Raw genomic sequence first — 26,977 nt, 5'->3', positions numbered from 1 at the left:
TCCTACTCACTTATTCCCCTACTCACCTACTCCCCTAACTCCGATGATCGGCCTGTCGTTTCGGCGCAACAACCCGACGATCCTGCGTGGACAGCGCATTTATCTGCGCGAGCCCATGATGGGTGATTTCGCGGGCTGGGCAAATCTGCGTGAGCAAAGCCGGGCGTTTCTAACCCCGTGGGAGCCGACCTGGCCCGACGATGACCTGACGAAAAGCGCCTTCCGCTATCGCATGCGGCGTTTTCAGGAAGAAATTTCTGCCGGAACCGGCTTTCCTTTCTTCATTTTCCGCAACAGCGATAATCGCATTCTCGGCGGTATCACGCTCGGCAATATCCGGCGCGGCGTAGGACAGAACGGGATGATCGGCTATTGGAGCGGCGCTCCTTTCGCGGGTAAAGGCTATATGACCGAGGCGCTCTCTCTGGTTATCCCCTTTGCATTCGACCAACTGCGGTTGCACCGGATTGAAGCTGCCTGTATTCCCCATAATGTACGTTCGGTCCGGCTTCTCGAAAAAGCCGGATTTCAGAGAGAAGGACTGTTGCGCTCCTATCTCAAGATAAATGGCTTCTGGCAGGACCACCTGCTGTTCGCCCTCATAGAAAGCGACAAACGTATGTTGGATGGCCGCATGATCAATGGCAAGGTTGAACGCTCGTGAGCGGTTTTTCTGAAAAGCTATTCCAGAACGCCGCGCGGTTTCTCGCGTTGATCGTCTTTCTGGCCTTTTCGACCGTTCATGCATCTGCCATCGAACCGATCAAGATTTCCAAGGACGACACCGCTCTCGATCTGTCGCGCGCCGTCGAACTCCTGCGCAACAAGGGCGAGAGCGTTCAGGTTTCTACCGCGCCCGGCCCCGATGGCATTGTGCGCCGCATCGAAGTGCAGGCCGATCAGAACAGCAATGCCTCCGGCGACTGGGCCGCTTTCTCCATTGCCAATCCGACCGACCAGCAGATCGACCGCCTGATCGTCGCGCCGCATTTCCGTCTTGTCGGTTCAGGCATTATCTGGCCGGATCTCGGCTCGCCGCGTATTGCGTCGATCACCCCCAGCGAAGGCTTCGCGCTCGACCGCCAGCCAAGCGCCGATGCGGATGTGTTCCGCATCACGCTCAATCCGGGCAGCGTGGTCACCTTCGTCGCCGAGCTTTCCTCGCATAATCTGCCGCAGCTTTATCTGTGGGAACCGGAAGCCTATAAGGACACGGTCAATTCCTATACGCTCTATCGCGGTATCCTGCTTGGCATTTCAGGCCTGCTGGCGCTGTTCCTGACCATTCTCTTCGTCGTCAAGGGCACCTCGCTGTTTCCAGCCACGGCGGCGCTTGCATGGGCGGTTCTCGCCTATATCTGCGTCGATTTCGGCTTCTGGAACAAGTTGATGGAAATCACACCCGGCAATGAGCAGATATGGCGCGCGGGCACAGAGGTGGCGCTTGCCGCCTCGCTGGTGATATTCCTGTTCGCCTATCTCAATCTCAACCGCTGGCACGACCATTTCAGCTATGGCGCGGTGACTTGGGTTCTGGGCCTGCTGGCGCTTGCAGGCGTTGCGGTTTTCGATCCGCCGATTGCCTCGGGCATCTCCCGCATCTCGCTCGCACTGACCGTCGTTTCCGGTGTGGCGATTATCGGCTATCTCGCGGTGAAGGGCTATGACCGGGCGGTCATGCTGATACCCGCCTGGCTTCTCACCTTGATATGGCTGCTCGGCGCATGGATGGCGGTCACGGGCCGTCTCGACAACGATATTGTCCAGCCAGCGCTGGGCGGCGGCCTCGTGCTGATCGTGCTTCTGATCGGCTTTACCGTCATGCAGCACGCCTTTGCGGGCGGTGCGCTGCAGCAAGGGCTGCTGTCCGACATGGAACGCCAGGCGCTTGCCGTCATCGGCGCGGGCGATATCGTCTGGGACTGGGATGTGCCGCGCGACCGCGTGGTTACGACGCCCGATATCGCCAACCAGCTCGGCAATTCGGCAAGCAGCTTGCAGGGACCGGTGCGCAACTGGCTGCCCGTCATGCATTCCGACGACCGTGACCGTTTTCGTTCGACGCTGGACGCCATTCTGGAAAACCGCCGCGGACGCATCGGCCAGATTTTCCGTATGCGCGCCAATGACGGCCATTACCACTGGTATGCGCTGCGCGCCCGCCCGGTGATCGGCTCGGACGGCGAAGTCGTGCGTTGCGTCGGCACGCTCGTCAACGTTACCGAGCAGAAGAAGGCCGAGGAACGCCTGCTGCACGATGCGGTGCACGACAATCTGACCGGCTTGCCCAACCGTGAGCTTTTCCTCGACCGACTCAGCAATGTGATGAACATGGCGCGCGGCGAAAGCAATCTGCATCCGACCGTGTTCATGATCGATATCGACCGCTTCAAACAGGTCAATGACAGTCTGGGCATGTCGGCGGGCGATACAATCCTTTTGACCATTTCGCGCCGTCTGGCGCGATTGATGAAGCCGCAGGACACGCTGTCGCGCCTGTCTTCCGACCAGTTCGGGCTGCTGCTTGCATCAGAGAGCGACCCCGGCCGTATCGCGGCCTTTGCGGAAGCGCTGCGTCAGGCCACCCGCGCGCCCATTGCCTACGCCAAGCGCGAGATCGTCCTGACCGCCTCCGTCGGCCTCATCACATGGACGAAAACCGCCACCACGGCAGAAGATTTCGTGAAGGACGCGGAACTGGCCATGTATCAGGCCAAGCGCTTTGGCGGCGACCGGATCGAGCCGTTCCGCCCAGCCTTCCGCGCCATCGGCAGTGACAAGCTGCAGCTGGAATCCGATCTGCGCCGCGCGCTCGAACGCGACGAAATCAGCATGGCCTATCAGCCGATCGTCAAACTGGAGGAAGGCACCATCGCCGGTTTCGAAGCGCTTATGCGCTGGGAACATCCACGCCGTGGCGCAATCTCGCCGTCGGAATTCATTCCGATTGCCGAAAACTCCGGCCTGATCGTGCAGCTTGGCCTTTTCGCCATGCAGCGCGCCGCCGAAGACCTCTTCGCCTGGCAGGAACAATTCCCGAAACTCGACCTGTTCGTCTCGGTCAACCTGTCATCCACGCAACTCATCCGGCAAGACCTCATCAACGATGTCCGGTCCGTACTGTCGCGCATCCACCTCAATCCGGGCAGCCTGAAGCTGGAGCTGACCGAATCCGTCCTCATGGAAAATCCCGAGCAGTCGGCCCATGTGCTGGCGCGGCTCAAGACGATGGGGATCGGCCTGTCGCTGGATGATTTCGGCACCGGCTATTCGTCGCTCGCCTATCTGACGCGCTTCCCGTTCGACATCATCAAGATCGACCGCTCCTTCGTGAAGGGCGACCAGCCGCAGAAGACCACCCTGCTGCGTTCCATCGTCAGCATGGCGCATGATCTGGGGCTGGCGGTTGTGACGGAAGGTGTGGAGAGCGAAAGCGACGCGCTCCAGCTGCGCCAGATGGGCTGCGAATATGTGCAGAGCTTCATGTTCGGCCAGCCGACCAGCCGCGAAGACGCCACCCGTATGATCAAGGAACAGCTGGAAGCAGCGGCAGCGTGAGATTAGGGGAATAGGGGAATAGGGGAATAGGGGAATAGGGGAATAAAAACTGAATCGGGTCAGCCGAAGCAAGTCTTTTTGACCTACTCCCTTACTGCCCTATTCCCCTACTCCCTTGACTCACGCATGCCCCGCGTCGGAAACCAGTCGCGACATGTCGATGCCCATATGCATCATGAGGCGGGAATATTTGCCTTCGATGTCGCTGTCGAAAAGCATGTCGAGCGGCGCATCGCAACAGAGCCAGCCATTGTCGGCAAGTTCTGCTTCCAGCTGCCCCGGCGCCCAGCCGGAATAGCCCAGCGCCATCAAAACCTGTGACGGGCCCTTGCCGCCATAAATGGCGCGCAGAATATCAACCGTTGCGGTCAGGCAGACATCTTCGGAGACTGGCATGGTGGAATCGACCATGTAATCGTCGGAATGCAGCACAAAACCGCGCGAGGTATCTACCGGCCCGCCATTGCGCACCATCATATGCTGCGTGCGCTCGGGCAAAATGATCAGTTCATCCTCATCGATCACGCCAATCTGGCGCAAAATATCCGGGAAGCCGATCGGCTGCAGTTGATTGATGATGAAGCCCATCGCGCCCTCGTCCGAATGGGCGCAGATATAGACCACCGACCGGGCGAAACGCTCGTCGCTCATGCCGGGCATGGCCAGCAGGAACTGCCCGTTTAAGAACCCCTGCTCGTGGTTTGGCTTCCGCATCGTGGTCATAGTGATGAAGGTAGCAAGCCTGCAGAAAATAACAATGGGCGTCGCAGAATTGTCTTCGACGGACGCAAAAATATAATTGCTCCCAACAATGTTGGACTTGAAGCAACCATGATTTCATTTCATTTTTGAACAATGAAAACACGTCTGAATATTCTTGCGTTTGGCCTGCTGGCCACCTCGGCCCTGCCCGCCCACGCTTCAACGTCCGCCTGGACCGACACCCCCGGCGGGCGCGTCCGCGTCATCATCGAAGATGGTGCGGTTTCAGCTGAAGCGGGCCCAAAGCGCGAGATACGCGGCGCGTTGCAAATCGAGTTGCAGCCGGGGTGGAAAACCTATTGGCGCAATCCGGGCAGTGCCGGTGTGCCGCCACAGATCAATCTTGATGGCAACGCCAACGCACAGATCGACTATCCCGCGCCAGTGCGGTTCGGTGGAGATGACGACGGCATCGGCTACAAGAAGCCGGTTTCGCTCCCCATCATCTTCAAGCTGCAACCCGATGACACACGCCTCAAAGGCCATGCCTTTCTGGGTGTTTGCGAACATATCTGCATCCCCGTGCAGGCCGAATTCGACTTCCCCGTGAGTGCAAATGCCGAATCCGCCGAGCCGCAGGCCATTGCCGCGCGTACCATTGTGGAGACGGCCTTCGGGCGGCTTCCGGCGACGGCCTCCCCCACTTTCGGCGTCAGCGCTGTGAAGCGCGATGAGGACACGGCCGTCTTCACCGTGGCCGTGCCTGATCCCAAAGCACCTGCCGAGCTTTTCGTCGCCAGCGACAAGCTTCGCCTGTCTGATCCGGTGGCGTCCGGCAATCGCAACTTCACCGTTACGATCAAGGGCAATGCGCGCTATGCAACAGTCGACTATACCGTCGTGCAGAACGGCAAGGCTGTATCGGGACAGGTCACGCTCGACTGAAGGCGTGTGCGCCCTCGCCCTTTTTGATGGCAATATCAACGTTTTGAAATTGTCGAGCGCCCCGTTATCGGTTTAACTGTCGCTGCCTGCGCTTCGCAGTGCGGCAATGACAGTTTTAAAATCAGGCAGCGGATCAGACGGCGATTTATCCCCTGCCCTCAGGAGAGAACAGATGACGATCAAAGTTGGCGACACGCTTCCCGCAGCAACCTTCAAGGTCAAGACTGCGGACGGTGTCAAGGAAGTGACGACCGACGAAGTCTTCAAGGGCAAGAAGGTCGTCCTCTTTGCCGTTCCGGGCGCTTTCACGCCGACCTGCAGCCTCAACCACCTGCCGGGCTATCTCGACAATCGCGATGCAATTCTCGCCAAGGGCGTGGACCAGATCGCGGTCGTCGCCGTCAATGACGCCTTCGTCATGGGCGCATGGGCGCAGAGCACCGGCGGCGAAGGCAAGATTCTTTATCTCGCAGACGGTTCAGCCACTTTCACCAAGGCAGCAGGCCTTGAACTCGACGCCACCGCGGGCGGCCTTGGCATTCGCTCCAAGCGCTATTCGGCCATTGTCGAAGACGGTGTGGTCAAGACGCTCAATATCGAGGAACAGGCCGGTCAGGCCGTGACCTCCGCTGCTGCCGGAATTCTCGAACAGCTTTGATCCAATGCAAAAAAGGGCGGTGAAAACCGCCCTTTTTAGTATCCAGAATGATGTCTAAAGCACCTTCAAGGATTTGTGGCCGCCATATTTGAACGGCTCCATACCGGCGCGGGCCAGTTCGTCGGCCCGTTCGTTTTCCGGGTGCCCGGCATGGCCCTTGACCCAGTGCCAGTTGACCTTGTGCGGCTTGCGCGCCTCATCCAGCAATTGCCATAGCTCGGCATTCTTCACCGGCTTCTTGGCCGCTGTTTTCCAGCCATTGCGCTTCCAGCCTTCAATCCAGCCGGAAATACCGTCGCGCACATAGACCGAGTCCGTATAGAGATCGACTTCGCAAGGTTCCTTCAGCGCCGACAGTGCCGAAATTGCCGCCATCAACTCCATGCGGTTGTTAGTGGTCTCGGCCTCGCCGCCCTTCAGCTCTTTCTCATTGCCGTTCCAGCGCAGCACCGCCCCCCAGCCGCCGGGGCCGGGATTGCCGGAGCAAGCGCCGTCCGTATAGGCTTCGATCCGCTTCACGCAGCCGCTCCCTGCGGTTCCAGCCCATATTCGGCAGCCGAAACGATCTGGCGGTGGAAGCGCATCTTGCGCACATATTCCATCGGGTCCTTCTTCATGACGAAGCTGCCGTCGGGAACGGTCAGCCAGTCATAAAGCCGTGTCAGCATGAAGCGCACCGCAGCCCCCCGCGAGAGGACCGGCAGCGCATCGGCTTCCGCCGTCGAAAGCGGACGGATCGATGTGTAACCACGCAACAGCGCTGCGCCCTTGGTGCGATTATAGGAAAAGTCTTTTTCGAAGCACCACGCATTCAGGCAGACGGCAACGTCATAGGCTAGAATATCGGTGCAGGCGAAATAGAAATCGATGAAGCCCGACAGCTTGTCGCCGAGGAAGAAGACATTGTCCGGGAACAGGTCGGCATGGATCACACCGTGCGGCAGTTCGGCAGGCCAATGCTTTTCCAGAAAGTCGAGATCGGCTTCGGCTTCTTCGACCAGCCCCGGTTCGACCGTATCGGCGCGTTCGCGCGACAGGTTCCACAGCGGGCGCCAGTCGGGCAGCGTCAGACCGTTGCGGCGGCGCATGGCGAAATCCTCGCCTGCCAGATGCATGCGCGCAAGTCCCTCGCCCACGGCCTCGCAATGCGCCACCGTCGGCTTGCGCATCCACATGCCTTCCAGAAAGGTGACGATGGCCGCCGGGCGCCCGGCCAGTTCGCCGATCGTTTCGCCGTCGCTGCGTATCACCGGCTGCGGGCAATCCACGCCATGCCGGGCCAGATGCTGCATCAGGCCCAGAAAGAACGGCAAGTCTTCGCGGTTGGTGCGCTTTTCATAAAGCGTCAGAATGAAGGAACCGGAGGTCGTGTGCAGGAGATAATTGGTATTCTCCACGCCCTCGGCAATGCCCTTATAGTACGTCAGCGTGCCGATATCGTATTGCTGCAGGAATGCGCCAAGTTCGATTTCGTTGATATCAGTATAGACGGCCATGCCGCTTATTTCCCCTATATGACCTTGGGCATTATTTTGGGCGCCAGTTTCGGAATGCCGACAACCCTGTTCTCGCCATTGACGAATGCCATATCCTGCACCGTCAGTTCCACATCGCGAATTTCACGATTCACAAGGAAGTTTTCCGTTTCCACTGCCGTTTCCGCCAGTTCGATGCGCACATCGAAGCGGTCGCGGAACGATGCGATGATTTCGTCAACGATGATTTCCGGGGCGGAAGCACCCGCCGAAAGACCGACGACCGAAATATCGCCGATCTTGTCCCACTCGATATCAGCCGCGCGTTGCACCAGCATGGACATGCGCGCGCCCGCCTTTTCCGCCACTTCAACCAGACGTTTCGAATTGGACGAATTCGGCGCACCGACAATCAGGAACAGGTCGCAGCCGGGCGCTGCCGCGCGAACCGCATCCTGACGGTTGGTGGTGGCATAGCAGATCGATTCCGCAGCCGGAGCCGAAAGATTGGGGAAGCGCGCCTGCAATTCCTCGATAATGCCTGCGGTATCGTCCACCGAGAGCGTCGTCTGCGTGACGAAACCGAGATTATCCTCATCAGCAAAATGGCAGTTGCGGGCGTCCTCGACCGTTTCGATCAGCGTGACAGCGCCTTCCGGCAGCTGGCCCATCGTGCCGATGACTTCCGGATGGCCGGAGTGGCCAATCAGGATGACATGGCGTCCAAGCCGCTGATGGCGCATGGCCTGCTTGTGCACCTTGGAAACCAGCGGGCATGTCGCATCGAGATAGAAGAGGTTCTTCGATTCCGCATCGGCAGGCACGGATTTCGGAACGCCATGGGCCGAGAAAACCACCGGCTGATCGCGATGCTCCGCCGGGATTTCATCAAGCTCTTCGACAAAGATCGCGCCGCGCGATTGCAGCCCTTCGACCACATAGCGGTTATGCACGATCTCATGGCGGACATAGACCGGCGCGCCGTATTTCTTCAGCGCCAGCACGACGATCTGGATCGCCCGGTCAACACCGGCGCAAAAGCCGCGCGGACCGCAAAGGCGAATTTCCAATGGGGGGCGCTGATCGGTCATGAAGAAGCTCGCAGGTTCGGCGTGACGAAATACTTAAGATCTGTAGCCTCCGAGTTGGGCCGCAACGCGGCCAATGTCAACCCCTTGGCGATTTTCGATAGCGCCAGAGCCACGTTCCGACAACCCCCATCAGCGCCAGAGCGAGGCCGTACCACGTCACAGCATATTGCAGATGATTGTTGGGAAAATCGATGATCGTCACGCCGCCGATGGGTAGACCGCCCGGATTGGGCTTGCTGTCGGCATCGATGAAGAAAGGCACCACCTGATTGAGATCCGGCAGATCGGCGCTTTCGGCCATCGCCGCCCAGTCTTTCCAGTAGAAGATATTTTTGGCGATATCGTTTTCGGGCAGGAAGAAACCGGGCTTTGCGGATAGCGGGTCGCGCGCCAGCCCGGTTATGCTCACCGGCCCGTCCAGCTGGCCATCGGCGCGGGTGGCCGGGTCCTTCTTCTCGTAGGGAACGAAGCCGCGATTGACCAGCACGAAGCGTCCGTCTTCCAGCATCAGCGGCGTATAGACATTATAGCCTGCCGCACCTTCATAGGTGGACAGGAAATGCCGTTCGCCCTGATGCATGAAGGTGCCGGAAACGGTCATAGGCAGATATTCGACCGTGCCCTTTTCCTTATAGAGCTTTTCCATCTCCGCCAGCGGCAAAGGCGGTTCCTTGATGCGCTCATTGGTGGAAGCGATCAGCGCTTCCTTCCAATAGAGCCGCTCCACCTGCCAGGTGCCGAGCGCCAGAAGGATGACGAGCGCGATACCCGATGCGATGAGAACGCCCCATGGAAAGCGGCGCGATGCCTGACGCTCTGTCATTCTTTGGTATCCGGATGGCTATCGGCACCTCGTTGTATCGTGCCGGGCGCGGCCTTGTTGCGATATTGCATATTGATGAGAATACCCTTCATCCATCGCATGGCCACGAGGCTGAGAATGATCGCCAGCGGCACCCAAAGGATGAAATGCACCCAGAGCGGCGGGCCGAGATTGACTTCCATCCAAAGCGCCAGCCCGACCACGATAAAGCCGATGATCAGGATCACAAAAGCTGCCGGACCGTCGCCGGAATCGGCAAACGCATAATCCAGCCCGCAGGCATTGCAGCGCGGCGCGACCGTCAGAAAACCATTGAACAGTTTGCCCTCGCCGCAGCGCGGGCAGCGCCCGGCAATACCGCTTTTGATCGGATCGACCGGCGGATAGAGATTGGCATCAGGCATCGCGCGCTCCAAGATCTTGACGGTGTTTCAAAACAAAAGGCGGCCATGTTGCCAGGGCCGCCTTGAAACTCAGATTACGGCCAATCAGCCGGCGTGCATCGGCGCGCCCCAACCACCCCAGACATAGATGGCGAAGAACAGGAACAGCCAGACCACGTCAACGAAGTGCCAGTACCAGGCGGCAGCTTCAAAGCCGAAATGCTGCTTTGGCGTGAAATCACCACCGATTGCGCGGAACAGGCAGACCAGAAGGAAGATCGTGCCGATGATCACGTGGAAACCGTGGAAACCGGTGGCCATGAAGAAGGTCGCGCCGTAGATCGAGTCCTTGAACGCGAACGGGGCGTGCATGTATTCATAGGCCTGCACGAACGAAAAGATAATGCCCAGCACCACGGTGATAGCGAGGCCGGTGATCATGCCCTTGCGGTCATTGTGCAGCAGCGCGTGGTGCGACCAGGTGAGCGTCGTGCCCGACAGGAGCAGAATCACAGTGTTGTAGAGCGGCAGGTGCAGCGGGTCGAGAACCTCGATGCCCTTCGGAGGCCAGACACCGCCCGTAAACGTGGCGCGCGCCACCTGATGAACTTCGTTCGGGAAGAGGCTTGCATCGAAGAAGGCCCAGAACCATGCCACGAAGAACATCACTTCCGAAGCGATGAACATGATCATGCCGTAGCGCAGATGCAGCGACACGACGCGGGTATGATGACCTTCCTTGCCTTCCTTGATGGTATCCGCCCACCAGCCATACATGCAGTACAGCACGATTGCGAGGCCGATGAAGAAAATCCACGGCGTGACGAGGTTCAGGCCGAAGAACGGCACCTCACCCGCATTGATGTAACGCATCCAGGCGATGCCGCCGATTGCGAGCACAAAAGCGCCCATCGAGCTCAGGAACGGCCAAGGGCTGGGCGCTATGATGTGATAATCGTGGTTCTTCTCGTGTACGTCCGCCATGTCTCTCCCCGTAATCCCCTGAGGGGCTCCTCTCTCGTGCCTGCCTGCTGAAATCCGCCAAGGGACACAAGCAAGCGCGACTATGTTTTGCGTCAGATGGCTCCCTGACCAGATGCCGCATACCGTCGATATTCAAGCGGTTTTACCAACGGTTTGATTCCGACAATAAAACCAGTCTTCGCATTTGTCTTTGCGGCATTATGTGCCGCCCCGGAACTGGCGTCCCGTTATCCCCCATTGCTCGCCGCATCATCCGGCTTCGTTGCTGCCTTTGCATCGGCAACCGGCTTCGGCTTGTCGATCGGGAAAAATGTGTAGGAAAGTGTGATGGTCTTCACATCCTTCAGATCGGGATCGTTGACGATCTCCGGATCGACGAAGAAAACCACCGGCATTTCCATGTCTTCGCCCGGCTTCAGCGTGGTATCCGTGAAGCAGAAGCACTGGACCTTGTTGAAATAGGCGCCTGCCCGGCCCGGCGAGACATTGAAGCTCGCACGACCAAAGGTCGCTTCATCGAACAGGTTGCGCGCTTCATACTTGATCATGGTGGTTTCGCCGATACGCACCGTCACTTCGCGCTGCACCGGCTTGAAATCCCAAGGCAGGCCATTAGCCGTATTGGCGTCGAAACGCACCTTGATGGTCTTGTCGAGAATCGTATCGGAATATTGCTCAACGCGCTGCGTCGTGCCGCCATAGCCCGTGACCTGACAGAACAGCGTGTAAAGCGGAACGGACGCATAGGCCGCACCGATCATGCAGACGAAGAAAGACACGCAGGCAATCGCAATGGTCCGGTTGGAACGCTGCTGCCGCTTGAGCTTATCGTCTTTGTTCTGCTGATCTGCCATGGTCTCCTCCCAGTTTCCCTCCCGAAACAGCCTAACCCGAACTGTTTGTCAGAGCGGCCGCACCAGAATATTGGCACCCAGTTTTGCTATCGTGCCGACATAGACGAGCAGCACGAACAGCGCCAAGGCAATTGCCAGTCCCCAGGACCGGTTGCGCTGGGCTTTCTTCTGCTGCTCGGTCGGCACGACCAGTTCCAGCTTCTCATGAACCGGATTTTCTGCCGTTTTATCCATTACAACACTCCAAAGGCGTGAAGCACCTTCAACGTCAGCGCCTCGACCAGCATAACCGCGAACAGGCCGGACAGATACACCAGCGAAAAGCGAAACAGCTTGCGCGCGGCAACCAGCATTTCCGGCTGCGATGCGGCCATCCACATGCGCCAGGCATAATAGATGAAGGCTCCGCCCAGCAGCACCGATACGGCACCGTAGACCGGGCCTGCAAAGCCCATCACCCATGGCAGCACGCCGACCGGCGCCATGAGCAGCGTATAGAACATCGCCTGACGGCGGGTCGAAAGCTCGCCCTTCACATTCGGCATCATCGGAATGCGCGCGGCTTCGTAATCATTGGTCGAAAACAGCGACAGCGCCCAGAAATGCGGCGGTGTCCAGAGGAAAATGATCATGAACAGCACGACGCTGTCCCAGGTGATCTCGCCCGTTGCCGCAGCCCAACCGATCATCGGCGGGAACGCGCCCGCAGCACCGCCAATGACGATATTCTGCGGCGTCGAGCGCTTGAGCCACATCGTGTAGATGACGGCATAGAAGAAGATTGTGAAGGCCAGAAGCGCTGCCGACAGCCAATTGACCATCAGGCCGAGCGTCAGCACCGAAAAGACCGACAGCGTCAGACCGAAAGCCAGAACCTGATTGGGTGCAATCACACCAGCTGGAATCGGGCGGCTGCGGGTGCGCTTCATCACCGCGTCGATATCGGCGTCGTACCACATGTTCAGCGCGCCGGATGCGCCCGCACCAACCGCGATGCAGAGAATGCTGATGGCAGCCAGAACCGGGTTCATCGTGCCCGGAGCAAGGACAAGCCCGACCAGCCCCGTGAACACCACAAGCGACATCACGCGCGGCTTCAGCAGAACCAGATAGTCCCGCGCCGTTGCCTCCGAGAACGCGACTGCGTCATTCGGACCTGAAACGCTTACGTTTTTTTCCACCAGCGACATTAGACTTCAACAACCTCAAATTCACCGGTCCGACCACCGCATCTTGTTCGATACAGCTCGACAACCAACACAACTTGTCCCTCCCGGAGAACATCCGTTCCTGCCGGAAATGCCGTGCAATTGTCGGCAGGCCAAACCTGCCAGTACGGTCATAACGCGATGGGCGGAACAGAATGTCGCCCGCCTTTAGCACAATTTGTTGGAAAGGGCGAAGCCTTTTACAGACCTCCCCCTTCCCATCGCATTATCCTAAGCAAAACCGCTTCGCACTTTTGCTGGAAATGCTCACTTTTCCCTGTCGCATTATCCTAAGCAAAACCGCTTCGCACTTTTGCTGGAAATGCTCATGCCCTTCGCGCGATTACTTGATGCGCGGCAGCTGTTCCCACTGGTGGTACGGCGGCGGTGAAGGAAGCTGCCATTCCAGCGTGGTTGCGCCTTCGCCCCATGGGTTTGCACCCGCTTCACGCTTCTTCGCGAATGCCTCGAAGACATTGTAGAGGAAGATCAGCACGGCAAAGCCCGAAATATAGGAGCCGTAGGACGACACCATGTTCCAGCCTGCATAGGCATCCGGATAGTCGATGTAACGGCGCGGCATGCCGGCGAGACCGAGGAAATGCTGCGGGAAGAAGATCAGGTTCACACCGATGAAGGTGACCCAAAAATGCAGCTTCGCGGTGAACTCGTTATACATGTAGCCGCTCATCTTCGGGAACCAGTAGTACCAGCCCGCGAAGATCGCAAAGACAGCGCCCAACGACAGAACGTAGTGGAAATGCGCCACCACGTAATAGGTGTCGTGCAGTGCACGGTCGAGACCGGCATTGGCGAGCTGAACGCCCGTCACACCACCAACCGTGAACAGGAAGATGAAGCCGATTGCCCACAGCATCGGCGCGCGGAAGGTGATCGAACCGCCCCACATGGTCGCGATCCATGAGAAGATCTTGATGCCTGTGGGAACCGCGATGACCATCGTGGCGAACACGAAATAGCGCTGCGTGTCGAGCGATAGGCCGACTGTGTACATATGGTGCGCCCAGACCACGAAGCCGACGACACCGATGGCGACCATGGCGTAGGCCATGCCGAGATAACCGAAGATCGGCTTGCGCGAGAAGGTCGAGACGATGTGGCTGACGATGCCAAATCCCGGCAGAATCAGAATGTACACTTCCGGGTGACCGAAGAACCAGAACAGATGCTGGTAGAGGATCGGGTCACCACCGCCATCCGGCGCGAAGAAGGTCGTGCCGAAGTTACGGTCGGTCAGCAGCATGGTGATGCCGCCTGCCAGAACCGGCAGCGAAAGCAGAAGCAGGAATGCCGTGACCAGAACAGCCCACGCGAAGAGCGGCATCTTGTGCAGCGTCATGCCCGGCGCGCGCATGTTCAGGATCGTGGTGATGAAGTTGATTGCACCGAGGATCGACGATGCACCCGAAATGTGCAGCGCCAGAATGGCGAAATCGATTGCCGGACCCGGCTGACCGCTCGTCGAAAGCGGCGGATACAGTGTCCAGCCGCCGCCAGGACCCCAGCCGCCCGGTGCCGAAGGCATGAACAGCGAGATCATCAGCAGCATCAGCGCAGGCGGCAGAAGCCAGAACGAAATATTGTTCATGCGCGGGAACGCCATGTCCGGCGCGCCGATCATCAGCGGCACCATCCAGTTGGCGAAACCACCGATCAGCGCAGGCATGACCATGAAGAAGATCATGACCAGCGCGTGCGCCGAGGTGAACACGTTGAACATCTGCTTGCCGGCATCAAGTGCGGCATCGCCCTCGACACCGTAGACCATGGACGCAAGGCCATGGAAAATCTGAATGCCCGGTTCCTGCAGTTCGGCGCGCATCGCGATGGACAGCGCGCCGCCGATGATACCGGCGATGATTGCGAAGATCAGGTACAGCGTACCGATGTCTTTATGATTGGTCGAGTAAACCCAACGAACCCAGCCGTGCGGCTTGTGGTCGTCATGGGCACCCTCGTGAGCTGCTGTGCCAGCCATGGAATTCGCTCCCGTTTTTCAACAGTTTGGCGTTCGGGATCAGAGACCCGCCGCAGCCACTTTATTGTTTGCGCCACCTTCGACGGCAGCCTGCAGCGCCTTGTTCGCGCCGTTCAGATCCGAGCCCGCAGCGGCGAGCCATGTCTGGTACTGCTCTTTTGAGACAACGCGCACGGCGATTGGCATGAAGCCATGATCCTTGCCGCAAAGCTCCGAGCACTGACCGTAATAGAGGCCTTCCTTGTCAGCCTTGAACCAGGCTTCGTTGATACGGCCGGGAACGGCATCCATCTTCACGCCGAAGGCGGGAATGGTCCAGGAATGGATCACGTCGGCGGCGGTTACCAGAAGGCGAACGGTTTCACCGACCGGAACAACCACTTCATTGTCGACGGCCAGAAGGCGCGGATAGCGGGACTTATCCTCTTTGCCCGCGGCGGCGCGATCTGCATCCTTCAGAAGAAGGGCGTCAAAGCTGACCGGATTGTCGACCTGATATTCATAGCCCCAATACCACTGGTAGCCGGTTGCCTTGACCGTCAGGGACGGGTCTTCCGGCGAATATTGCGCGGTCAGAAGCTGGAACGACGGCACAGCCAGGAACAGAAGAATGATCACGGGACCGACGGTCCAGATCACTTCGATCATCGTATTGTGGCTGGTCTTCGATGGTTCCGGATTGACGCTCGCCCGGAAGCGAAGCACGACGATAACCAGCAACGCCAGAACCAGCAACGTAACCGGAATAATGAACCAGAGCGTATAGCGCTCAAACCAATGAATCTGCTCGGCAATACCCGTTGCAGCGTCCTGAAATCTCCATTCCCATGGACGCGGCTGATCCGCAAAAGCGGCACCGGTCATCCACAGCACTGCAAGAGCACCAACGACGGCGCCCTTCGTTGTGGCAACAATCTTATCCACCAGAACTCTCTCCCTTTTCGCCCTTTCAGGCTGGACGCCGGACGCAAATGACGGCCGCATCCCCCGTCGGCGTTCAAATCACACCTTAACGCACACCGCAAGGAAGGCGAATATGTTCCTGTGCGGCATTTTTGCGCGCAGCTTTTGCCCGCCGACGGAACCACTCCCAATTCCGCCCGGATTTCTAGCCTTATGCCTGCGCATCCGTAAACCGGCAAAAACTTGGGAAAAACCTGTAAATCTCATAATGAAGCCATGATTTGAAAAGAGGTTTCGCCGCACGTGCTACGTGACAATCGATCCAACAGGCGATATCACCGTTGCAATGATAGCTATGATTGACGATGACTGATAATCGCGTCTCTGATTGCTTTTCATGGCTGATGCTGCGCGTTAACGTCCCACTGATTCGATCAGGGATTCGATCTGGAGATTTCATGACTGTCCGCATGCTTGCCAACCGCCCGATTCTTCAGCGCCTGATGGCTCTTGCCGCTGGCGTCAGCCTGTCGCTCGCAGCCGCAACCCTGCCGTCCGCCGCGCAGAATACGCCCGCGCCGTTGCAGACACCGGATCAGGCCCCGGCTGCGCAGTCGCAGGCGGCCCCGTCCAACCCGCAGCAAAGCGGCAAGCTGAAGTCGCAGCACGGCGCTTGGGCTGTGCTTTGCGATACGCCCGCTGGCGCCAAGACCGAGCAATGCGCGCTAATCCAGAATGTGGTTGCCGCCAAGCGTCCGGAACTCGGCCTTTCGGTCGTGGTTCTGAAGACCGCCGATAACAAGGCGCGCATTCTGCGCGTGCTGGCCCCGCTCGGCGTTCTGCTGCCGAACGGCCTCGGCCTCAACGTCGACGGCAAGGATATTGGCCGCGCCTATTTCGTGCGCTGCTTCGAAGACGGCTGCTATGCGGAAGTCATTCTCGAAGACGAGCTGTTGAAGACGCTGCGTTCCGGAAAGGCCGCAACCTTCATCGTCTTCCAGACACCGGAAGAAGGCGTCGGCATTCCCGTGGATTTGAAGGGGTTTGGTGAAGGCTTCGACGCCCTGCCCTAAGAACTATCGATATTCCGGCGCTGGCGGGCTGCAAACCGCATCCCGCTGCACTTCCGGTGCTCATGTACCCTTAAGTACATTCCGCTCTGGTTCTCGCGGCCTACGGTTTTCGCCTCACCATCACCAGAATCTCAACAGTTCTTCATCGCGTGGTTGTTCTCAACCGTTTTAAGGCTTACATCCTGCAGCAGACCCATGCTGCAGGATTTGTTTTTATGAAAAGCCTGATCGACAGTTTCGATACCGGACGTGACGATATCGAACGCCTCGTCGCCGCGAGCCTCAAGGGCAGCGACGACGGCGAACTCTTCATCGAATATCGCGAAGCTGAAGCGCTCGTTTTCGACAATGGGCGCCTCAAGACCGGTTCCTTCAATCAGGATCAGGGTTTTGGCCTGCGCTCGGTTGCCGGTGAAGCCATCGGCTATGCCCATGCGGGCGACCTTTCGATGGCCGCGCTGAAGCGCGCCTCCGATGCGGTTTCCGCCACCATCAAGGGCTATGGCGGTTCCTATGCCGCAGCGCCTGCGGGCACCAATCGCCATCTCTATACCGACGAAAACCCCATCGGCTCGCCGACCTTTGATGCGAAAGTGCAGCTTTTACAGCAGATCGACGGCTATCTGCGCGCCAAGGACCCGAAAGTCCGTCAGGTTTCCGTCTCGCTGGCCGGTTCATGGCAGCAAGTTGAAATCCTGCGCGCCGACGGCCATTTCGTGCGCGATATCCGCCCCATGGTGCGGCTCACCGTTTCGGTCGTGGCAGGCAGCGGCGACCGTCAGGAATCCGGCTCGCACACGCTGGGCGGTCGCAAGGGGTTCGGCGAATTCATCACCGTCGAAAGCTGGCAGCATGCCGCCGACGAGGCGCTGCGTCAGGCGCTGGTCAATCTGGAAGCGATCCCTGCCCCGGCAGGCACGTTCGACATTGTACTCGCCAATGGCTGGCCGGGCGTCATGCTGCATGAAGCGGTTGGTCACGGGCTTGAAGGCGACTTCAACCGCAAGAAGACCTCGGCCTTTGCCGGGCTGCTCGGCCAGCAAGTGGCATCCAAGGGCGTGACCGTCGTGGATGACGGAACGATTGCCGAGCGTCGCGGTTCGCTGACCATCGACGATGAAGGCACGCCGACCAATCGCACGGTTCTGATCGACGACGGCAAGCTGGTCAATTACATGCAGGACCGCCAGAACGCCCGCCTGATGGGCATGGAGGCGACCGGCAACGGACGCCGTGAATCCTATGCCCATGCGCCGATGCCCCGCATGACCAACACCTATATGCTGTCGGGCGACAAGACACCGGAAGAGATCATCGCCTCCATGAAGAAAGGCATCTATGCTGTTTCGTTCGGCGGCGGACAGGTGGACATCACCTCCGGCAAGTTCGTGTTCGGCTGCACGGAAGCCTATATGATCGAGGACGGCAAGATTGCCGCGCCCATCAAGGGCGCCATGCTGATCGGCAACGGCCCGGACGCCATGCAGCGCATTTCGATGATCGGCAACGACATGAAGCTCGATACCGGCAGCGGCAATTGCGGCAAGGGCGGCCAGTGGGTTCCCGTTGGCGTCGGCCAGCCGCATCTGCGTATGGATCAGGTCACCGTCGGCGGTACGGCGGTCTGAGGACCGTCGTTTAGCCTGAAACACCGCGCATTTGATAAACCGCACAGAAGGCGTTTATAAAGCTCTCTGAAGGCTTATAGAAAATATAGGCCGATCTGGAGATGCATATGCCTGGTTCTTCATATGACTGGACAGGGAAGCAGCCCGACAAGCGCAACCGGCAAAAGCGCATGCTCATCATCACGGCGATCACGATGGGCGCGCTCATCCTGCTATTAGGCATGGTGGACGGACTTTTGATCCTGCTCGGTTGATGGTGCCCGTTTACGAAATCGACTGCGCAGGTGTGACAACGCCAGACGAACTCTGGCGACGCTACCTTGCCGCGGTCCCGGCGCAGGATGTGCAGTCCTTCGGCTATACGCTCGATTCTTTCTGGGATGCGGTGCAATGGCAAGGGCCAGGTTGGCCCGGCGAATGCGAGCTTGTGTTTAAAAACACAGAAGCGCTAAGCAAATTGCGCACGCTCGGAGGCAAGCCTTTTCTGGAAGCCTTCAGACGGCTGGTGCATGACACCAGCCGCATTTCGATAAGGCTAAACTAGATCGTCAGATATTCTGACCGCCGGACACTTCGATGCGCTGGCCGGTGATCCAGCCCGTGCCGCCCGACAGAATGGCCGCTACTGCACCGCCAATATCATCCGGACGTCCCACGCGACCCATGGCAGTGGAGTTCGCCACCATCTTGTTGACTTCCGGCATGTCGCGCACCACGCCACCGCCGAAATCCGTTTCGATGGCGCCCGGCGCAATCGCGTTCACCGCAATGCCGCGCGGGCCAAGTTCGCGGGCGAGATAGCGGGTCAGAACCTCGATGCCGCCCTTCATGGTGGCATAGGCCGAATAGCCCGGCAGCGCGAAACGCGCGAGACCGGTCGAGACATTCAAAATCTTGCCGCCATCCTCGATCAGCGGCAGCAGGGACTGCGTCAGGAAGAAGACGCCTTTCAGATGCACATTCACCAGACCGTCGAAATCTTCTTCCGTGGTTTCGGCAAATGGCTTGTGAACGCCATGACCGGCATTGTTCACCAAATAGTCGAAGGTTGTGCGGCCCCATTTTTCCTGAAGCGCCTGCTGCAACTTTTCAGCAAAAGCAGCAAAACTTGCCACCTTCCCCGTGTCGAGCGGCAGGGCAATGGCGGTGCCGCCCTCGGCTGCAATTTCAGAAACCGCCTCTTCCGCGGCCTTCGCATTGCTCTGATAGGTCAGGACGATGCCGACGCCCTGTCTGGCCAGATGCAGCGCTGCGCTGCGGCCAAGGCCCCGGCTACCGCCCGTGATGAGTGCAATCGTCATGTCAGTTTCCTTTCGCTCAACGAATTCTGGTTTCTATATTGCCGCTTTCCCGTTCGTTCGGCCTGCCACATTCTCCATGAAACATGCCCATTCCTCCGAAGGCTCCGATTTCTGTGTCACGGAAAACAAAGGCTTGCTATGCTTTTCCCATGTCCGAACACGCTTCAAATCTCGCAGCCCGCTGCATCGAAATTGTCCGCGAAACTGGGGTGGGGCCTTATCCTGCACCGACCGGCATCGACGGCGTAACCGTGGTCTGCTCCCCGGCCATATCGGCCATTCGGCCCGATATGTATCAGCCGATGATTTGCCTGGTCCTCCAGGGCGCCAAAGAAATCCTGCATGGCGAACGGGCCGTTCGTTTCGATGCGGGCATGACGGCGATCGTCTCGCACGAATTGATCACAGGTGCGCGCATTGTCGAAGCCAGCCCCGATAATCCCTATATAGCCCTTGCTTGCCGGATCGATCTGGAGATTTTGCGCGCCCTTCAGGGCGAGATTGAGCCGGAGATGATCGCGGCGGCGCGTAGCGAAGCCGTGGCCACCGGCAGGGCGGATGCAGGCGTGACCGATGCCATGACGCGTTTGCTCGATCTGCGCGACAAGCCGCTGGAACGCCGCGTTCTTGAGCCGATGATCCGCAAGGAACTGCATTTCCGCGTGCTTCTGACCCGCAACGGCGCGATGTTGCGTCAGCTTGCCCAGCCGGGCAGCCCGGCAAGCCGCATCGCTAAAGCAATCACCCATATCAAGCAGCACTGGAACAATCCGATCCGCACGGAAGAGCTGGCGGATATTGCCGGAATGAGCCCTTCCAGCTTTCACGAGCATTTCAAATCCGTCATGGCCACCACGCCGCTGCAATATCAAAAGGCGTTGCGGCTTCTGGAAGCGCGCCGCCAGTTGAGCGAAACCGCAGTGCCGGTTTCATCGGTTGCTTTTGCTGTCGGCTATGAAAGCCCGACGCAGTTCAGCCGCGATTATCGCCGCGCATATGGCGCCGCGCCTCGCGAAATGCGAGCATAGAAGAATTGCCCCGCATTGCGGTGAAGATGTGGGAAACGCCGCGAAGCGTGCCCTCGCCTGACAATTTTCAGTCTGGCATCCATAAAAATAAAACCGCCTCAAAAGGCGGTTTTATTGTTCAGCAGAATGCTCAGATGCCCGGCTCTTCTTCGAGCAGGCCTGTCACGAAATCGAACAGGCCGGGGCGGCGGTCGCGACGCAGGCGCTCGGCCTCAATGATCGACTTGATCGCCGCAAAGGAGCGGTCGAGGTCTTCATTGATGACAATATAGTCGTATTTCACCCATTTCTGGATTTCAAAACGGGCATTCTGCAAGCGTGTCTCGATGACTTCCGGCGTGTCTTCCGCACGGCGGTTGAGACGCTGCTGCAATTCGCGCATCGTCGGCGGCAGGATGAAGATCGACACCACATCGGCAGGCATCTTGGCCTGAAGCTGGTCCGCGCCCTGCCAGTCGATATCGAACAGCATATCCTGACCATCGGCCAGTGCAATCTCGGCGGTTTCGCGCAGAGTGCCGTAAAAATTGCCGTGCACTTCCGCCCATTCGATCAGTTCGTCATTGTCGCGCAGACGCTCGAACTCGCGAATGGTCTTGAAGTGATAATGCACCCCTTCGATCTCGCTCGGACGGCGCTGGCGCGTCGTCACGCTGATCGACAGCGAAAGGTCCATCTTCTTGTCTTCCAGCAACAGCCGGGCAATCGTGGATTTTCCAGCGCCCGATGGCGACGAGATCACCACCATCAAGCCTCTGCGCGCGACGCCATTTTCAACTGAAGTGATGGCCATGTTACTCTTACTCCAGATTCTGTACTTGTTCGCGAAACTGATCGACGACCGCTTTCAGTTCCAGCCCGATGGCCGTGATCGACGCCGCGTTCGATTTGGAACACAGTGTATTCGCTTCACGATTAAATTCCTGTGAAAGAAAATCGAGCTTGCGCCCGACCGGCCCGCCATCGGCGAGCAATTTATGGGCGGAGGCGACATGGGTGTCGAGCCGGTCCAGCTCTTCCTGAATATCCGCCTTGGTCGCAAGGAAAGCCGCTTCCTGATAAAGCCGGGCCTCATCCAGTTCACGCGGGCCGTCAAGCAGCAGCGCAACCTGCGTCGCGAGCCGCGCCTTGATGGCATCCGTGCTTCGCGACGGATCCTGACGCGCCGCTTCGGTGAGACGGCCAATCGTATCGACATGACCCGACAGGATCGTGAACAGCGCCTTGCCTTCCTGCGCCCGCGCCTCGGCAATGGCCTTCAGCGCGCCTTCAAAGGCTGCCACGACGGCTGCTTCCAGTGCTGCCCGGGCATCGTCGTCTTCCGAGACCTGCGCCTGATCGATCATGCCGCGCAGCGACAGAACACCATCGACGCTAGCAGGTGTCAGACCGTGCTTTTCCTGCAATTCGGCACCGAGTTTCAGCACCTCGGACAGCATGGCGTGGTTGATGACGAAATTGGCCTGCTCGTCGGTCCGTTCGACACTCAGGCTCGCCTGAAAATTGCCGCGGGAAAAATGACGCGCCAGCATGGAACGCACCGGATGCTCGACCGCTTCCAGCCCCTGCGGCAGACGCAGGCGCAGATCAAGCCCCTTGCCATTGACCGAGCGCACTTCCCAAACGATACGCGCTTCGCCATTGGCGCCGTCATGCTGCGCGGCATAGCGCGCAAATCCGGTCATGCTCTGGAGCGCCATGCGTCCCTTCCCCTCAACCTGAGCCCGGAAGCGATAGTTCGCCGCCCGTGCACCGAAACTCAATCATGCACTCCAATACGCGGAATGCTGCATTCCTTTAGACATACAGAGCCGGCGCTTTTCAGCAACCGGCTCTGTCGAATCACACACAGATATGTCTGGCAGTCAGGTCACTGCGCAACCTTCTGGCTGCCAGCAGCGCCACCGGCGCTGTTCTGCTGTTCGACATTGCGCCACTTGCGGACATTGGCATTGTGTTCCTGCAAGGTCTTCGAGAAGACATGCCCGCCGGTGCCATCGGCAACGAAATACAAATCCTCGGTCGCAAGTGGATTGGCGACCGCTTCCAGTGCCGCCTTGCCCGGATTGGCAATCGGCGCCGGTGGCAATCCGTTGATGACATAGGTGTTATAGGGCGTCGGCTTTTCGATATCCGACTTGAAGATCGGACGGTCGGACGGTTTGCCCGCACCACCGAACAAGCCATAGATGATCGTCGGGTCCGATTGCAGCCGCATGCCCTTGTTCAGACGATTGACGAAAACCGAAGCGACATGCGGACGCTCCGACGCGATACCCGTTTCCTTCTCGACGATGGAAGCGAGCGTCACGAATTCATTGCGGTCCTTGACCGGCAGGTCGGGGCCGCGCTTCGCCCAGATATCGTCAACCAGCTTCTTTTGCGAAGCGATCATGCGGTCGATGATTTCGGTCCGCGTGGTGCCACGCGTGAAATGCAACGTGTCGGTGAAGAGCGAACCTTCCGGCGGCATGTCTTTCGGCATATCGCCGACCAGAATCGGATCGGACGAAATACGATCGAAAATCTGCTTGACCGTCAGCCCTTCGGGCACCGTCAGCGGATACATGATCGACTTGCCGCTGATGAGAATATTCATCACGTCGCGCATGGTTGCACCCGCTGGAATGGCATATTCACCGGCCTTGAGGTCGTTTTCGTGACCATAGGCGCGCATGCCGAAACGGAAAATACGTCCATCGCTGACGATATCGCGGGCTTCGAGGCTGTTGGCGACTTCGGAAATGCCCGCGCCGCGCTTGACCACGAAAGTCGTCTCGCTTGCCAGCGGGCCCTGCCAGTCAAATTGCATCTTGCCGAAATAAAACAGCGCCGACGCGCCCAGCAAAGCGAGCACGACCAGCGACAGCATGAAATTCATGAAGACGACGATCTGGCTGCGCGCATGGCGCGAACGCTTGCGCGGCGGCGGCGTGCCGGGTTCAGGACGCAGAGCTTCCGACGCAGATTTGGGAACAAACGGCTTTGTGGCCGCAGCCGTTTCCGCCGGCGCTTCCGTTGGCGTCTCCGGCTTGCCAGCCTTGGCTTGCTCTTCAGCAGAGTTGGTTCCGGGTTGTGCCCCGGGCTGTACCTCTGAATTCACTCCGTCACCTCGGTCTTGTAGCCTTGACCGGCCTTGCCGCCAAGAGGCGTCAACGACCTGTCCCGAGCGGCTCTCCGCACTTGATGCCCAAATCCGCTCAGGCCGAAGCCTTCCGTCAATCCGAGCGTGCTCACCCTAACCACTATTAGCGATTTTAAATATCGCATCCGGTTATATTTTGACAAAAACGCGGAGAAATCCCCGCGTTTTTATTTATTCCTATCAGATTTGGTCTGTCCGGCCAGAAATGCCGGTCAGGAATAGCGACGCAACACCAGCGAAGCGTTGGTTCCACCGAATCCGAAGGAGTTCGAAAGAGCCACGTCGATCTTGCGTTCGCGTGCCTTGTGCGGCACCAGATCGATCTTGGTCGAGACAGCCGGATTGTCGAGATTGAGCGTCGCAGGTGCGATATTGTCGCGAATGGCCAGCGTCGAGAAAATCGCTTCGGCAGCACCGGCAGCACCCAGAAGATGGCCGATGGACGACTTGGTAGAGGACATGGAAATCTTCGAAGCCGCATCGCCGACCACGCGCTCGACAGCGCCCAGTTCGATCGTATCGGCCATGGTCGATGTGCCATGGGCGTTGATGTAGTCGATCTGGTCCGGCGTGATTTCAGCGCGCTTGAGAGCCGCAACCATGCAGCGCTCCGCACCTTCGCCGCTCTCGGTCGGAGCCGTGATGTGGTAGGCATCGCCCGAAAGGCCGTAGCCGATCACTTCGGCATAGATCTTCGCGCCACGCGCCAGCGCGTGTTCGAGTTCTTCCAGAACAACAACGCCTGCACCTTCGCCCATGACGAAGCCGTCACGGTCATCGTCATAAGGACGCGATGCGGCGGTCGGATCGTCGTTGCGCTTGGTGGACAGCGCCTTGCAGGCAGCAAAGCCCGCCAGCGAAATGCGGCTGACCGGCGATTCCGTGCCACCGGCAACCATCACCTCGGCGTCGCCGAAAGCGATCAGGCGGGCTGCATCGCCAATGGCGTGCGTGCCTGTTGCGCAAGCGGTGACGACCGAATGGTTCGGGCCGCGCAGATTGTGCTTGATCGACACATGGCCGGAAGCCAGGTTGATCAGACGGCCGGGAATGAAGAACGGGGAAATGCGGCGCGGGCCCTTGTCGCGCAGCGTGTAGCCCGCTTCGACAATGCCTTCGATGCCGCCAATGCCGGAACCGATCAGAACGCCGGTGCGCACCTGATCTTCATCGCTTTCGGGATGCCAGTTCGCGTCATCCAGTGCCTGATCGGCCGCGCCGACGGCATAGACGATGAACGGATCGACCTTGCGCTGCTCCTTGGGCTCCATGTGGAGATCGGCATTGAACGTGCCGTTGGTGCCGTCGCCAACCGGAATGCGGCAGGCAATCTGGCAGGCCAGATCGTCAACCTCGAATTCCGTGATGCGGCGAGCCCCGCTTTCGCCAGCCAGAAGCCGCTTCCAGGACTCTTCCACACCGCTTGCAAGCGGTGACACCAGACCGAGACCGGTGATGACGACACGCCTCATATCCACCCCTTAAAACTGTTATGTCACGAGCATCGACCCGCAGGCTTTCACCGGCAGATGCAATGTCCGGGCCTGACTTTGAAAGGGATGATGCTCCAATCGTTAAATCGGAGTCTGCCGCAAGAGCCTGTCGAAACGATCCGACACCGGCATGCCGGCAAATTCACTTGGATGCCGAAACGGCCCGTACAGACATGTCTGTACACTGTATTTTCTACACGCTTTATTCCCGACCATTCCCGGATGCGAGGCAACCTTCATTAAAAAGGCGCAGCATCCGGCAATGTCGGAATAGAGCTCAGAATACAGGCAGGGCCGGGTTCCGAAGAGCCCAGCCCTCAGCTCTGGTCCCGATTAGGCCGAAGCCTTGTCGATGAACTTCACAGCGTCGCCGACCGTGAGGATCGTTTCTGCAGCGTCGTCAGGAATTTCAACGCCGAATTCTTCTTCGAAAGCCATGACCAGCTCGACGGTGTCGAGGCTGTCTGCGCCGAGATCATCAATGAAGCTTGCGCCTTCCGTGACCTTGTCGGCATCTACGCCCAGATGTTCAACAACGATTTTCTTGACGCGCTCTGCGGTATCGCTCATGTCGGAACCTCGACCTGTTTGTTTGTTGCTCTGCCTTGGTTAGCGGCATGCAGGATTGTAATCAAGTTCTAAGATGACTGCCAGTTTCGAGCGAAGCCGCCCGGACAGTCATCCTGTGGATATTCCTTTCGGAACAGGATCGCGGCAAATTCTACGAAATGCCACAACTCTCGATGGGCGCATTACCATGCTTCTTGAGCAAGGCAAAGCGCCTTTTCCGGTCACGCCCCATGTATTAAGGCATTTTATACCATAAATCGGGGATCGCCGAGGGTTTATGTCTGAATCAAAAAGCGGCAGGCCGCGGCGAAAATGGTGATTTCGAGAACCGGAGCGCAGCGTACATTTGGGTACGTGAGCACCGGAAGCGCAGAAATTGCCATTTGCAGACCGGCATGGCGACTTTTGGATCAGACACTTAAATCATGGCCATGCCGCCATTGACATGCAGCGTCTGACCCGTCACGTAGCCGGCCTGATCGCTGGCGAGATAGACCACGGCAGCAGCAATATCGGCGCCAACACCCATGCGCTTCATGGGAATATTGGCCATGATCGCTTCTTTTTGCTTGTCGTTCAGCTTGTCGGTCATGGCCGATTCGATAAAGCCCGGCGCAATGCAGTTCACCGTCACATTGCGGCTTGCGATTTCCTGCGCCAGCGACTTGGAGAAGCCGATGAGGCCCGCCTTCGACGCGCAATAATTCGCCTGCCCCGGATTGCCGGTCACGCCGACGATGGAGGTGATGTTGATGATGCGGCCATTGCGGCGGCGCATCATCGGATGGGTCAGCTCACGCGTCAGGTTGAAAACCGAGGTGAGATTGACATTCAGAACGGCATCCCAGTCTTCATCGCTCATGCGCACGAACAGGCCGTCACGGGTGATACCGGCATTGTTGACCAGAATATCGACGCCGCCCAGCTCTTCTTCCGCCTTCTGGCCGAGCGCCTTGACGGCTTCGCGGTCCGACAGATTGGCCGGGAAGATGAAAACACGATCGCCGAGTTCGGCGGCCAGTTCCTTCAGCTTTTCTTCGCGCGTACCGTGCAGGCCGACAATAGCGCCCTGTGCATGGAGAGCGCGAGCAATCGCTTCACCCAGACCGCCGGTCGCACCGGTTACGAGAGCCTTGCGGCCAGTCAGATCAAACAT

At 58.7% G+C, this 26,977-nt stretch carries 28 protein-coding genes; 9 read left to right on the top strand and 19 right to left on the bottom strand.

The window, feature by feature from the left end:
• Nucleotides 1-43: 43 nt before the first annotated feature.
• Nucleotides 44-664: a GNAT family N-acetyltransferase gene (locus HWD97_RS13755; protein ID WP_371835126.1), complete on the top strand. Its 621-nt coding sequence runs from the start codon at nt 44-46 to the stop codon at nt 662-664.
• Complete coding sequence (locus tag HWD97_RS13750; protein ID WP_371835125.1) at nt 661-3,558, top strand: EAL domain-containing protein; 2,898 nt, start codon at nt 661-663, stop codon at nt 3,556-3,558. The genes HWD97_RS13755 and HWD97_RS13750 overlap by 4 nt, the downstream gene beginning before the upstream one ends.
• 120 nt (nt 3,559-3,678) lie before the next feature.
• Here HWD97_RS13750 and HWD97_RS13745 read toward each other — a convergent pair whose 3' ends face one another.
• Nucleotides 3,679-4,281: a YqgE/AlgH family protein gene (locus HWD97_RS13745; protein ID WP_109368503.1), complete on the bottom strand. Its 603-nt coding sequence runs from the start codon at nt 4,279-4,281 to the stop codon at nt 3,679-3,681.
• 132 nt (nt 4,282-4,413) lie between these two features.
• Here HWD97_RS13745 and HWD97_RS13740 point away from each other — a divergent pair, with 132 nt between their 5' ends.
• Nucleotides 4,414-5,205 (top strand): protein-disulfide reductase DsbD domain-containing protein, encoded by a 792-nt coding sequence (locus HWD97_RS13740; RefSeq protein ID WP_121537377.1) that lies wholly within the window; start codon nt 4,414-4,416, stop codon nt 5,203-5,205.
• 172 nt (nt 5,206-5,377) lie between these two features.
• On the top strand, nt 5,378-5,863 hold the full coding sequence (locus tag HWD97_RS13735) for a peroxiredoxin (protein ID WP_109368501.1): 486 nt from the start codon (nt 5,378-5,380) through the stop codon (nt 5,861-5,863).
• Nucleotides 5,864-5,917: 54 nt separating this feature from the next.
• On the opposite strand, the gene rnhA is transcribed toward HWD97_RS13735, so the two are convergent.
• The 11 genes from rnhA to coxB form a co-directional block, all read right to left on the bottom strand.
• Nucleotides 5,918-6,382 carry a ribonuclease HI gene (gene rnhA, locus HWD97_RS13730; protein ID WP_121537375.1) on the bottom strand — a complete coding sequence of 155 codons (465 nt, stop codon included), beginning with the start codon at nt 6,380-6,382 and terminating at the stop codon, nt 5,918-5,920.
• A complete protein-coding gene (locus HWD97_RS13725; protein WP_371835124.1) occupies nt 6,379-7,359 on the bottom strand; it encodes a homoserine kinase in 981 nt (326 codons plus the stop codon). The genes rnhA and HWD97_RS13725 overlap by 4 nt, the downstream gene beginning before the upstream one ends.
• A 14-nt stretch (nt 7,360-7,373) precedes the next feature.
• Nucleotides 7,374-8,429, bottom strand: a complete 1,056-nt coding sequence (ispH, locus tag HWD97_RS13720) for a 4-hydroxy-3-methylbut-2-enyl diphosphate reductase (protein ID WP_109368498.1) — start codon at nt 8,427-8,429, stop codon at nt 7,374-7,376.
• Between the two features lie 76 nt (nt 8,430-8,505).
• Nucleotides 8,506-9,252, bottom strand: a complete 747-nt coding sequence (locus tag HWD97_RS13715; RefSeq protein WP_121537371.1) for an SURF1 family protein — start codon at nt 9,250-9,252, stop codon at nt 8,506-8,508.
• Complete coding sequence (locus HWD97_RS13710; RefSeq protein ID WP_121537369.1) at nt 9,249-9,656, bottom strand: DUF983 domain-containing protein; 408 nt, start codon at nt 9,654-9,656, stop codon at nt 9,249-9,251. The genes HWD97_RS13715 and HWD97_RS13710 overlap by 4 nt, the downstream gene beginning before the upstream one ends.
• A gap of 84 nt (nt 9,657-9,740) precedes the next feature.
• Entirely contained in the window at nt 9,741-10,619 is an 879-nt protein-coding gene (locus HWD97_RS13705) for a cytochrome c oxidase subunit 3 (protein ID WP_109368495.1), read from the bottom strand.
• A gap of 227 nt (nt 10,620-10,846) precedes the next feature.
• The gene (locus HWD97_RS13700; RefSeq protein ID WP_109368494.1) at nt 10,847-11,473 is read right to left on the bottom strand and encodes a cytochrome c oxidase assembly protein; all 627 of its coding nucleotides are present in this window, start codon (nt 11,471-11,473) and stop codon (nt 10,847-10,849) included.
• A 48-nt stretch (nt 11,474-11,521) separates the two neighbouring features.
• The gene (locus HWD97_RS13695) at nt 11,522-11,707 is read right to left on the bottom strand and encodes a hypothetical protein (protein ID WP_109368493.1); all 186 of its coding nucleotides are present in this window, start codon (nt 11,705-11,707) and stop codon (nt 11,522-11,524) included.
• A complete protein-coding gene (locus HWD97_RS13690) occupies nt 11,707-12,663 on the bottom strand; it encodes a heme o synthase (RefSeq protein ID WP_371835123.1) in 957 nt (318 codons plus the stop codon). Before HWD97_RS13690 ends, HWD97_RS13695 begins: the two co-directional genes overlap by 1 nt.
• A gap of 361 nt (nt 12,664-13,024) precedes the next feature.
• A complete protein-coding gene (gene ctaD / locus HWD97_RS13685) occupies nt 13,025-14,680 on the bottom strand; it encodes a cytochrome c oxidase subunit I (protein WP_109368491.1) in 1,656 nt (551 codons plus the stop codon).
• Nucleotides 14,681-14,719: 39 nt separating this feature from the next.
• On the bottom strand, nt 14,720-15,544 hold the full coding sequence (gene coxB / locus HWD97_RS13680) for a cytochrome c oxidase subunit II (RefSeq protein WP_171317181.1): 825 nt from the start codon (nt 15,542-15,544) through the stop codon (nt 14,720-14,722).
• Between the two features lie 497 nt (nt 15,545-16,041).
• Between coxB and HWD97_RS13675 the strand changes: the two genes are divergently transcribed.
• The 4 genes from HWD97_RS13675 (at nt 16,042) to HWD97_RS13660 (ending at nt 18,828) form a co-directional block, all read left to right on the top strand.
• Entirely contained in the window at nt 16,042-16,656 is a 615-nt protein-coding gene (locus tag HWD97_RS13675; protein WP_109368489.1) for an invasion associated locus B family protein, read from the top strand.
• Between the two features lie 215 nt (nt 16,657-16,871).
• The gene (tldD, locus tag HWD97_RS13670) at nt 16,872-18,284 is read left to right on the top strand and encodes a metalloprotease TldD (protein ID WP_371835122.1); all 1,413 of its coding nucleotides are present in this window, start codon (nt 16,872-16,874) and stop codon (nt 18,282-18,284) included.
• A gap of 107 nt (nt 18,285-18,391) precedes the next feature.
• Nucleotides 18,392-18,538 carry a hypothetical protein gene (locus tag HWD97_RS13665; protein ID WP_167836051.1) on the top strand — a complete coding sequence of 49 codons (147 nt, stop codon included), beginning with the start codon at nt 18,392-18,394 and terminating at the stop codon, nt 18,536-18,538.
• A complete protein-coding gene (locus HWD97_RS13660; RefSeq protein WP_140025446.1) occupies nt 18,538-18,828 on the top strand; it encodes a barstar family protein in 291 nt (96 codons plus the stop codon). The genes HWD97_RS13665 and HWD97_RS13660 overlap by 1 nt, the downstream gene beginning before the upstream one ends.
• Nucleotides 18,829-18,832: 4 nt before the next feature.
• Here HWD97_RS13660 and HWD97_RS13655 read toward each other — a convergent pair whose 3' ends face one another.
• A complete protein-coding gene (locus HWD97_RS13655; RefSeq protein ID WP_109368487.1) occupies nt 18,833-19,585 on the bottom strand; it encodes an SDR family NAD(P)-dependent oxidoreductase in 753 nt (250 codons plus the stop codon).
• A 149-nt stretch (nt 19,586-19,734) separates the two neighbouring features.
• Between HWD97_RS13655 and HWD97_RS13650 the strand changes: the two genes are divergently transcribed.
• On the top strand, nt 19,735-20,613 hold the full coding sequence (locus tag HWD97_RS13650) for an AraC family transcriptional regulator (RefSeq protein ID WP_167836050.1): 879 nt from the start codon (nt 19,735-19,737) through the stop codon (nt 20,611-20,613).
• Between the two features lie 130 nt (nt 20,614-20,743).
• Here the strand turns inward: HWD97_RS13650 and gmk are convergent, their stop codons facing one another.
• The 6 genes from gmk to fabG all read right to left on the bottom strand — a co-directional run bounded on the left by gmk (nt 20,744) and on the right by fabG (nt 26,977).
• Nucleotides 20,744-21,406, bottom strand: a complete 663-nt coding sequence (gene gmk, locus HWD97_RS13645) for a guanylate kinase (RefSeq protein ID WP_109368484.1) — start codon at nt 21,404-21,406, stop codon at nt 20,744-20,746.
• A gap of 7 nt (nt 21,407-21,413) precedes the next feature.
• Nucleotides 21,414-22,313, bottom strand: coding sequence for a YicC/YloC family endoribonuclease (locus HWD97_RS13640; RefSeq protein ID WP_121537359.1), 900 nt, complete (start codon nt 22,311-22,313; stop codon nt 21,414-21,416).
• A gap of 170 nt (nt 22,314-22,483) precedes the next feature.
• Nucleotides 22,484-23,716 carry an endolytic transglycosylase MltG gene (mltG, locus tag HWD97_RS13635; protein ID WP_371835121.1) on the bottom strand — a complete coding sequence of 411 codons (1,233 nt, stop codon included), beginning with the start codon at nt 23,714-23,716 and terminating at the stop codon, nt 22,484-22,486.
• Nucleotides 23,717-23,970: 254 nt separating this feature from the next.
• A complete protein-coding gene (fabF, locus tag HWD97_RS13630) occupies nt 23,971-25,230 on the bottom strand; it encodes a beta-ketoacyl-ACP synthase II (protein ID WP_109368481.1) in 1,260 nt (419 codons plus the stop codon).
• 354 nt (nt 25,231-25,584) lie between these two features.
• Nucleotides 25,585-25,821 carry an acyl carrier protein gene (locus HWD97_RS13625; protein WP_002963616.1) on the bottom strand — a complete coding sequence of 79 codons (237 nt, stop codon included), beginning with the start codon at nt 25,819-25,821 and terminating at the stop codon, nt 25,585-25,587.
• A gap of 418 nt (nt 25,822-26,239) precedes the next feature.
• Nucleotides 26,240-26,977 carry a 3-oxoacyl-[acyl-carrier-protein] reductase gene (gene fabG / locus HWD97_RS13620; protein WP_109368480.1) on the bottom strand — a complete coding sequence of 246 codons (738 nt, stop codon included), beginning with the start codon at nt 26,975-26,977 and terminating at the stop codon, nt 26,240-26,242.

The organism is Ochrobactrum sp. C6C9, from assembly GCF_022627935.1.
In the GTDB taxonomy this organism is placed as follows: Bacteria; Pseudomonadota; Alphaproteobacteria; order Rhizobiales; family Rhizobiaceae; genus Brucella; species Brucella teleogrylli.
This window is presented reverse-complemented; position numbering and strand designations above follow the sequence as displayed.

What these genes read in the sequence shown, in the direction of transcription:
- HWD97_RS13625 (WP_002963616.1), bottom strand. Translation starts at nt 25,821, where the DNA reads ATGAGCGATACCGCAGAGCGCGTCAAGAAAATCGTTGTTGAACATCTG.
- HWD97_RS13710 (WP_121537369.1), bottom strand. Translation starts at nt 9,656, where the DNA reads ATGCCTGATGCCAATCTCTATCCGCCGGTCGATCCGATCAAAAGCGGT.
- HWD97_RS13665 (WP_167836051.1), top strand. Translation starts at nt 18,392, where the DNA reads ATGCCTGGTTCTTCATATGACTGGACAGGGAAGCAGCCCGACAAGCGC.
- HWD97_RS13650 (WP_167836050.1), top strand. Translation starts at nt 19,735, where the DNA reads ATGTCCGAACACGCTTCAAATCTCGCAGCCCGCTGCATCGAAATTGTC.
- HWD97_RS13725 (WP_371835124.1), bottom strand. Translation starts at nt 7,359, where the DNA reads ATGGCCGTCTATACTGATATCAACGAAATCGAACTTGGCGCATTCCTG.
- gmk (WP_109368484.1), bottom strand. Translation starts at nt 21,406, where the DNA reads ATGGCCATCACTTCAGTTGAAAATGGCGTCGCGCGCAGAGGCTTGATG.
- HWD97_RS13655 (WP_109368487.1), bottom strand. Translation starts at nt 19,585, where the DNA reads ATGACGATTGCACTCATCACGGGCGGTAGCCGGGGCCTTGGCCGCAGC.
- ispH (WP_109368498.1), bottom strand. Translation starts at nt 8,429, where the DNA reads ATGACCGATCAGCGCCCCCCATTGGAAATTCGCCTTTGCGGTCCGCGC.
- HWD97_RS13755 (WP_371835126.1), top strand. Translation starts at nt 44, where the DNA reads ATGATCGGCCTGTCGTTTCGGCGCAACAACCCGACGATCCTGCGTGGA.
- fabG (WP_109368480.1), bottom strand. Translation starts at nt 26,977, where the DNA reads ATGTTTGATCTGACTGGCCGCAAGGCTCTCGTAACCGGTGCGACCGGC.
- HWD97_RS13745 (WP_109368503.1), bottom strand. Translation starts at nt 4,281, where the DNA reads ATGACCACGATGCGGAAGCCAAACCACGAGCAGGGGTTCTTAAACGGG.
- fabF (WP_109368481.1), bottom strand. Translation starts at nt 25,230, where the DNA reads ATGAGGCGTGTCGTCATCACCGGTCTCGGTCTGGTGTCACCGCTTGCA.
- HWD97_RS13695 (WP_109368493.1), bottom strand. Translation starts at nt 11,707, where the DNA reads ATGGATAAAACGGCAGAAAATCCGGTTCATGAGAAGCTGGAACTGGTC.
- HWD97_RS13640 (WP_121537359.1), bottom strand. Translation starts at nt 22,313, where the DNA reads ATGGCGCTCCAGAGCATGACCGGATTTGCGCGCTATGCCGCGCAGCAT.
- HWD97_RS13705 (WP_109368495.1), bottom strand. Translation starts at nt 10,619, where the DNA reads ATGGCGGACGTACACGAGAAGAACCACGATTATCACATCATAGCGCCC.
- HWD97_RS13660 (WP_140025446.1), top strand. Translation starts at nt 18,538, where the DNA reads ATGGTGCCCGTTTACGAAATCGACTGCGCAGGTGTGACAACGCCAGAC.
- HWD97_RS13690 (WP_371835123.1), bottom strand. Translation starts at nt 12,663, where the DNA reads ATGTCGCTGGTGGAAAAAAACGTAAGCGTTTCAGGTCCGAATGACGCA.
- HWD97_RS13715 (WP_121537371.1), bottom strand. Translation starts at nt 9,252, where the DNA reads ATGACAGAGCGTCAGGCATCGCGCCGCTTTCCATGGGGCGTTCTCATC.
- HWD97_RS13675 (WP_109368489.1), top strand. Translation starts at nt 16,042, where the DNA reads ATGACTGTCCGCATGCTTGCCAACCGCCCGATTCTTCAGCGCCTGATG.
- tldD (WP_371835122.1), top strand. Translation starts at nt 16,872, where the DNA reads ATGAAAAGCCTGATCGACAGTTTCGATACCGGACGTGACGATATCGAA.
- ctaD (WP_109368491.1), bottom strand. Translation starts at nt 14,680, where the DNA reads ATGGCTGGCACAGCAGCTCACGAGGGTGCCCATGACGACCACAAGCCG.
- HWD97_RS13740 (WP_121537377.1), top strand. Translation starts at nt 4,414, where the DNA reads ATGAAAACACGTCTGAATATTCTTGCGTTTGGCCTGCTGGCCACCTCG.
- coxB (WP_171317181.1), bottom strand. Translation starts at nt 15,544, where the DNA reads ATGACCGGTGCCGCTTTTGCGGATCAGCCGCGTCCATGGGAATGGAGA.
- HWD97_RS13700 (WP_109368494.1), bottom strand. Translation starts at nt 11,473, where the DNA reads ATGGCAGATCAGCAGAACAAAGACGATAAGCTCAAGCGGCAGCAGCGT.
- HWD97_RS13735 (WP_109368501.1), top strand. Translation starts at nt 5,378, where the DNA reads ATGACGATCAAAGTTGGCGACACGCTTCCCGCAGCAACCTTCAAGGTC.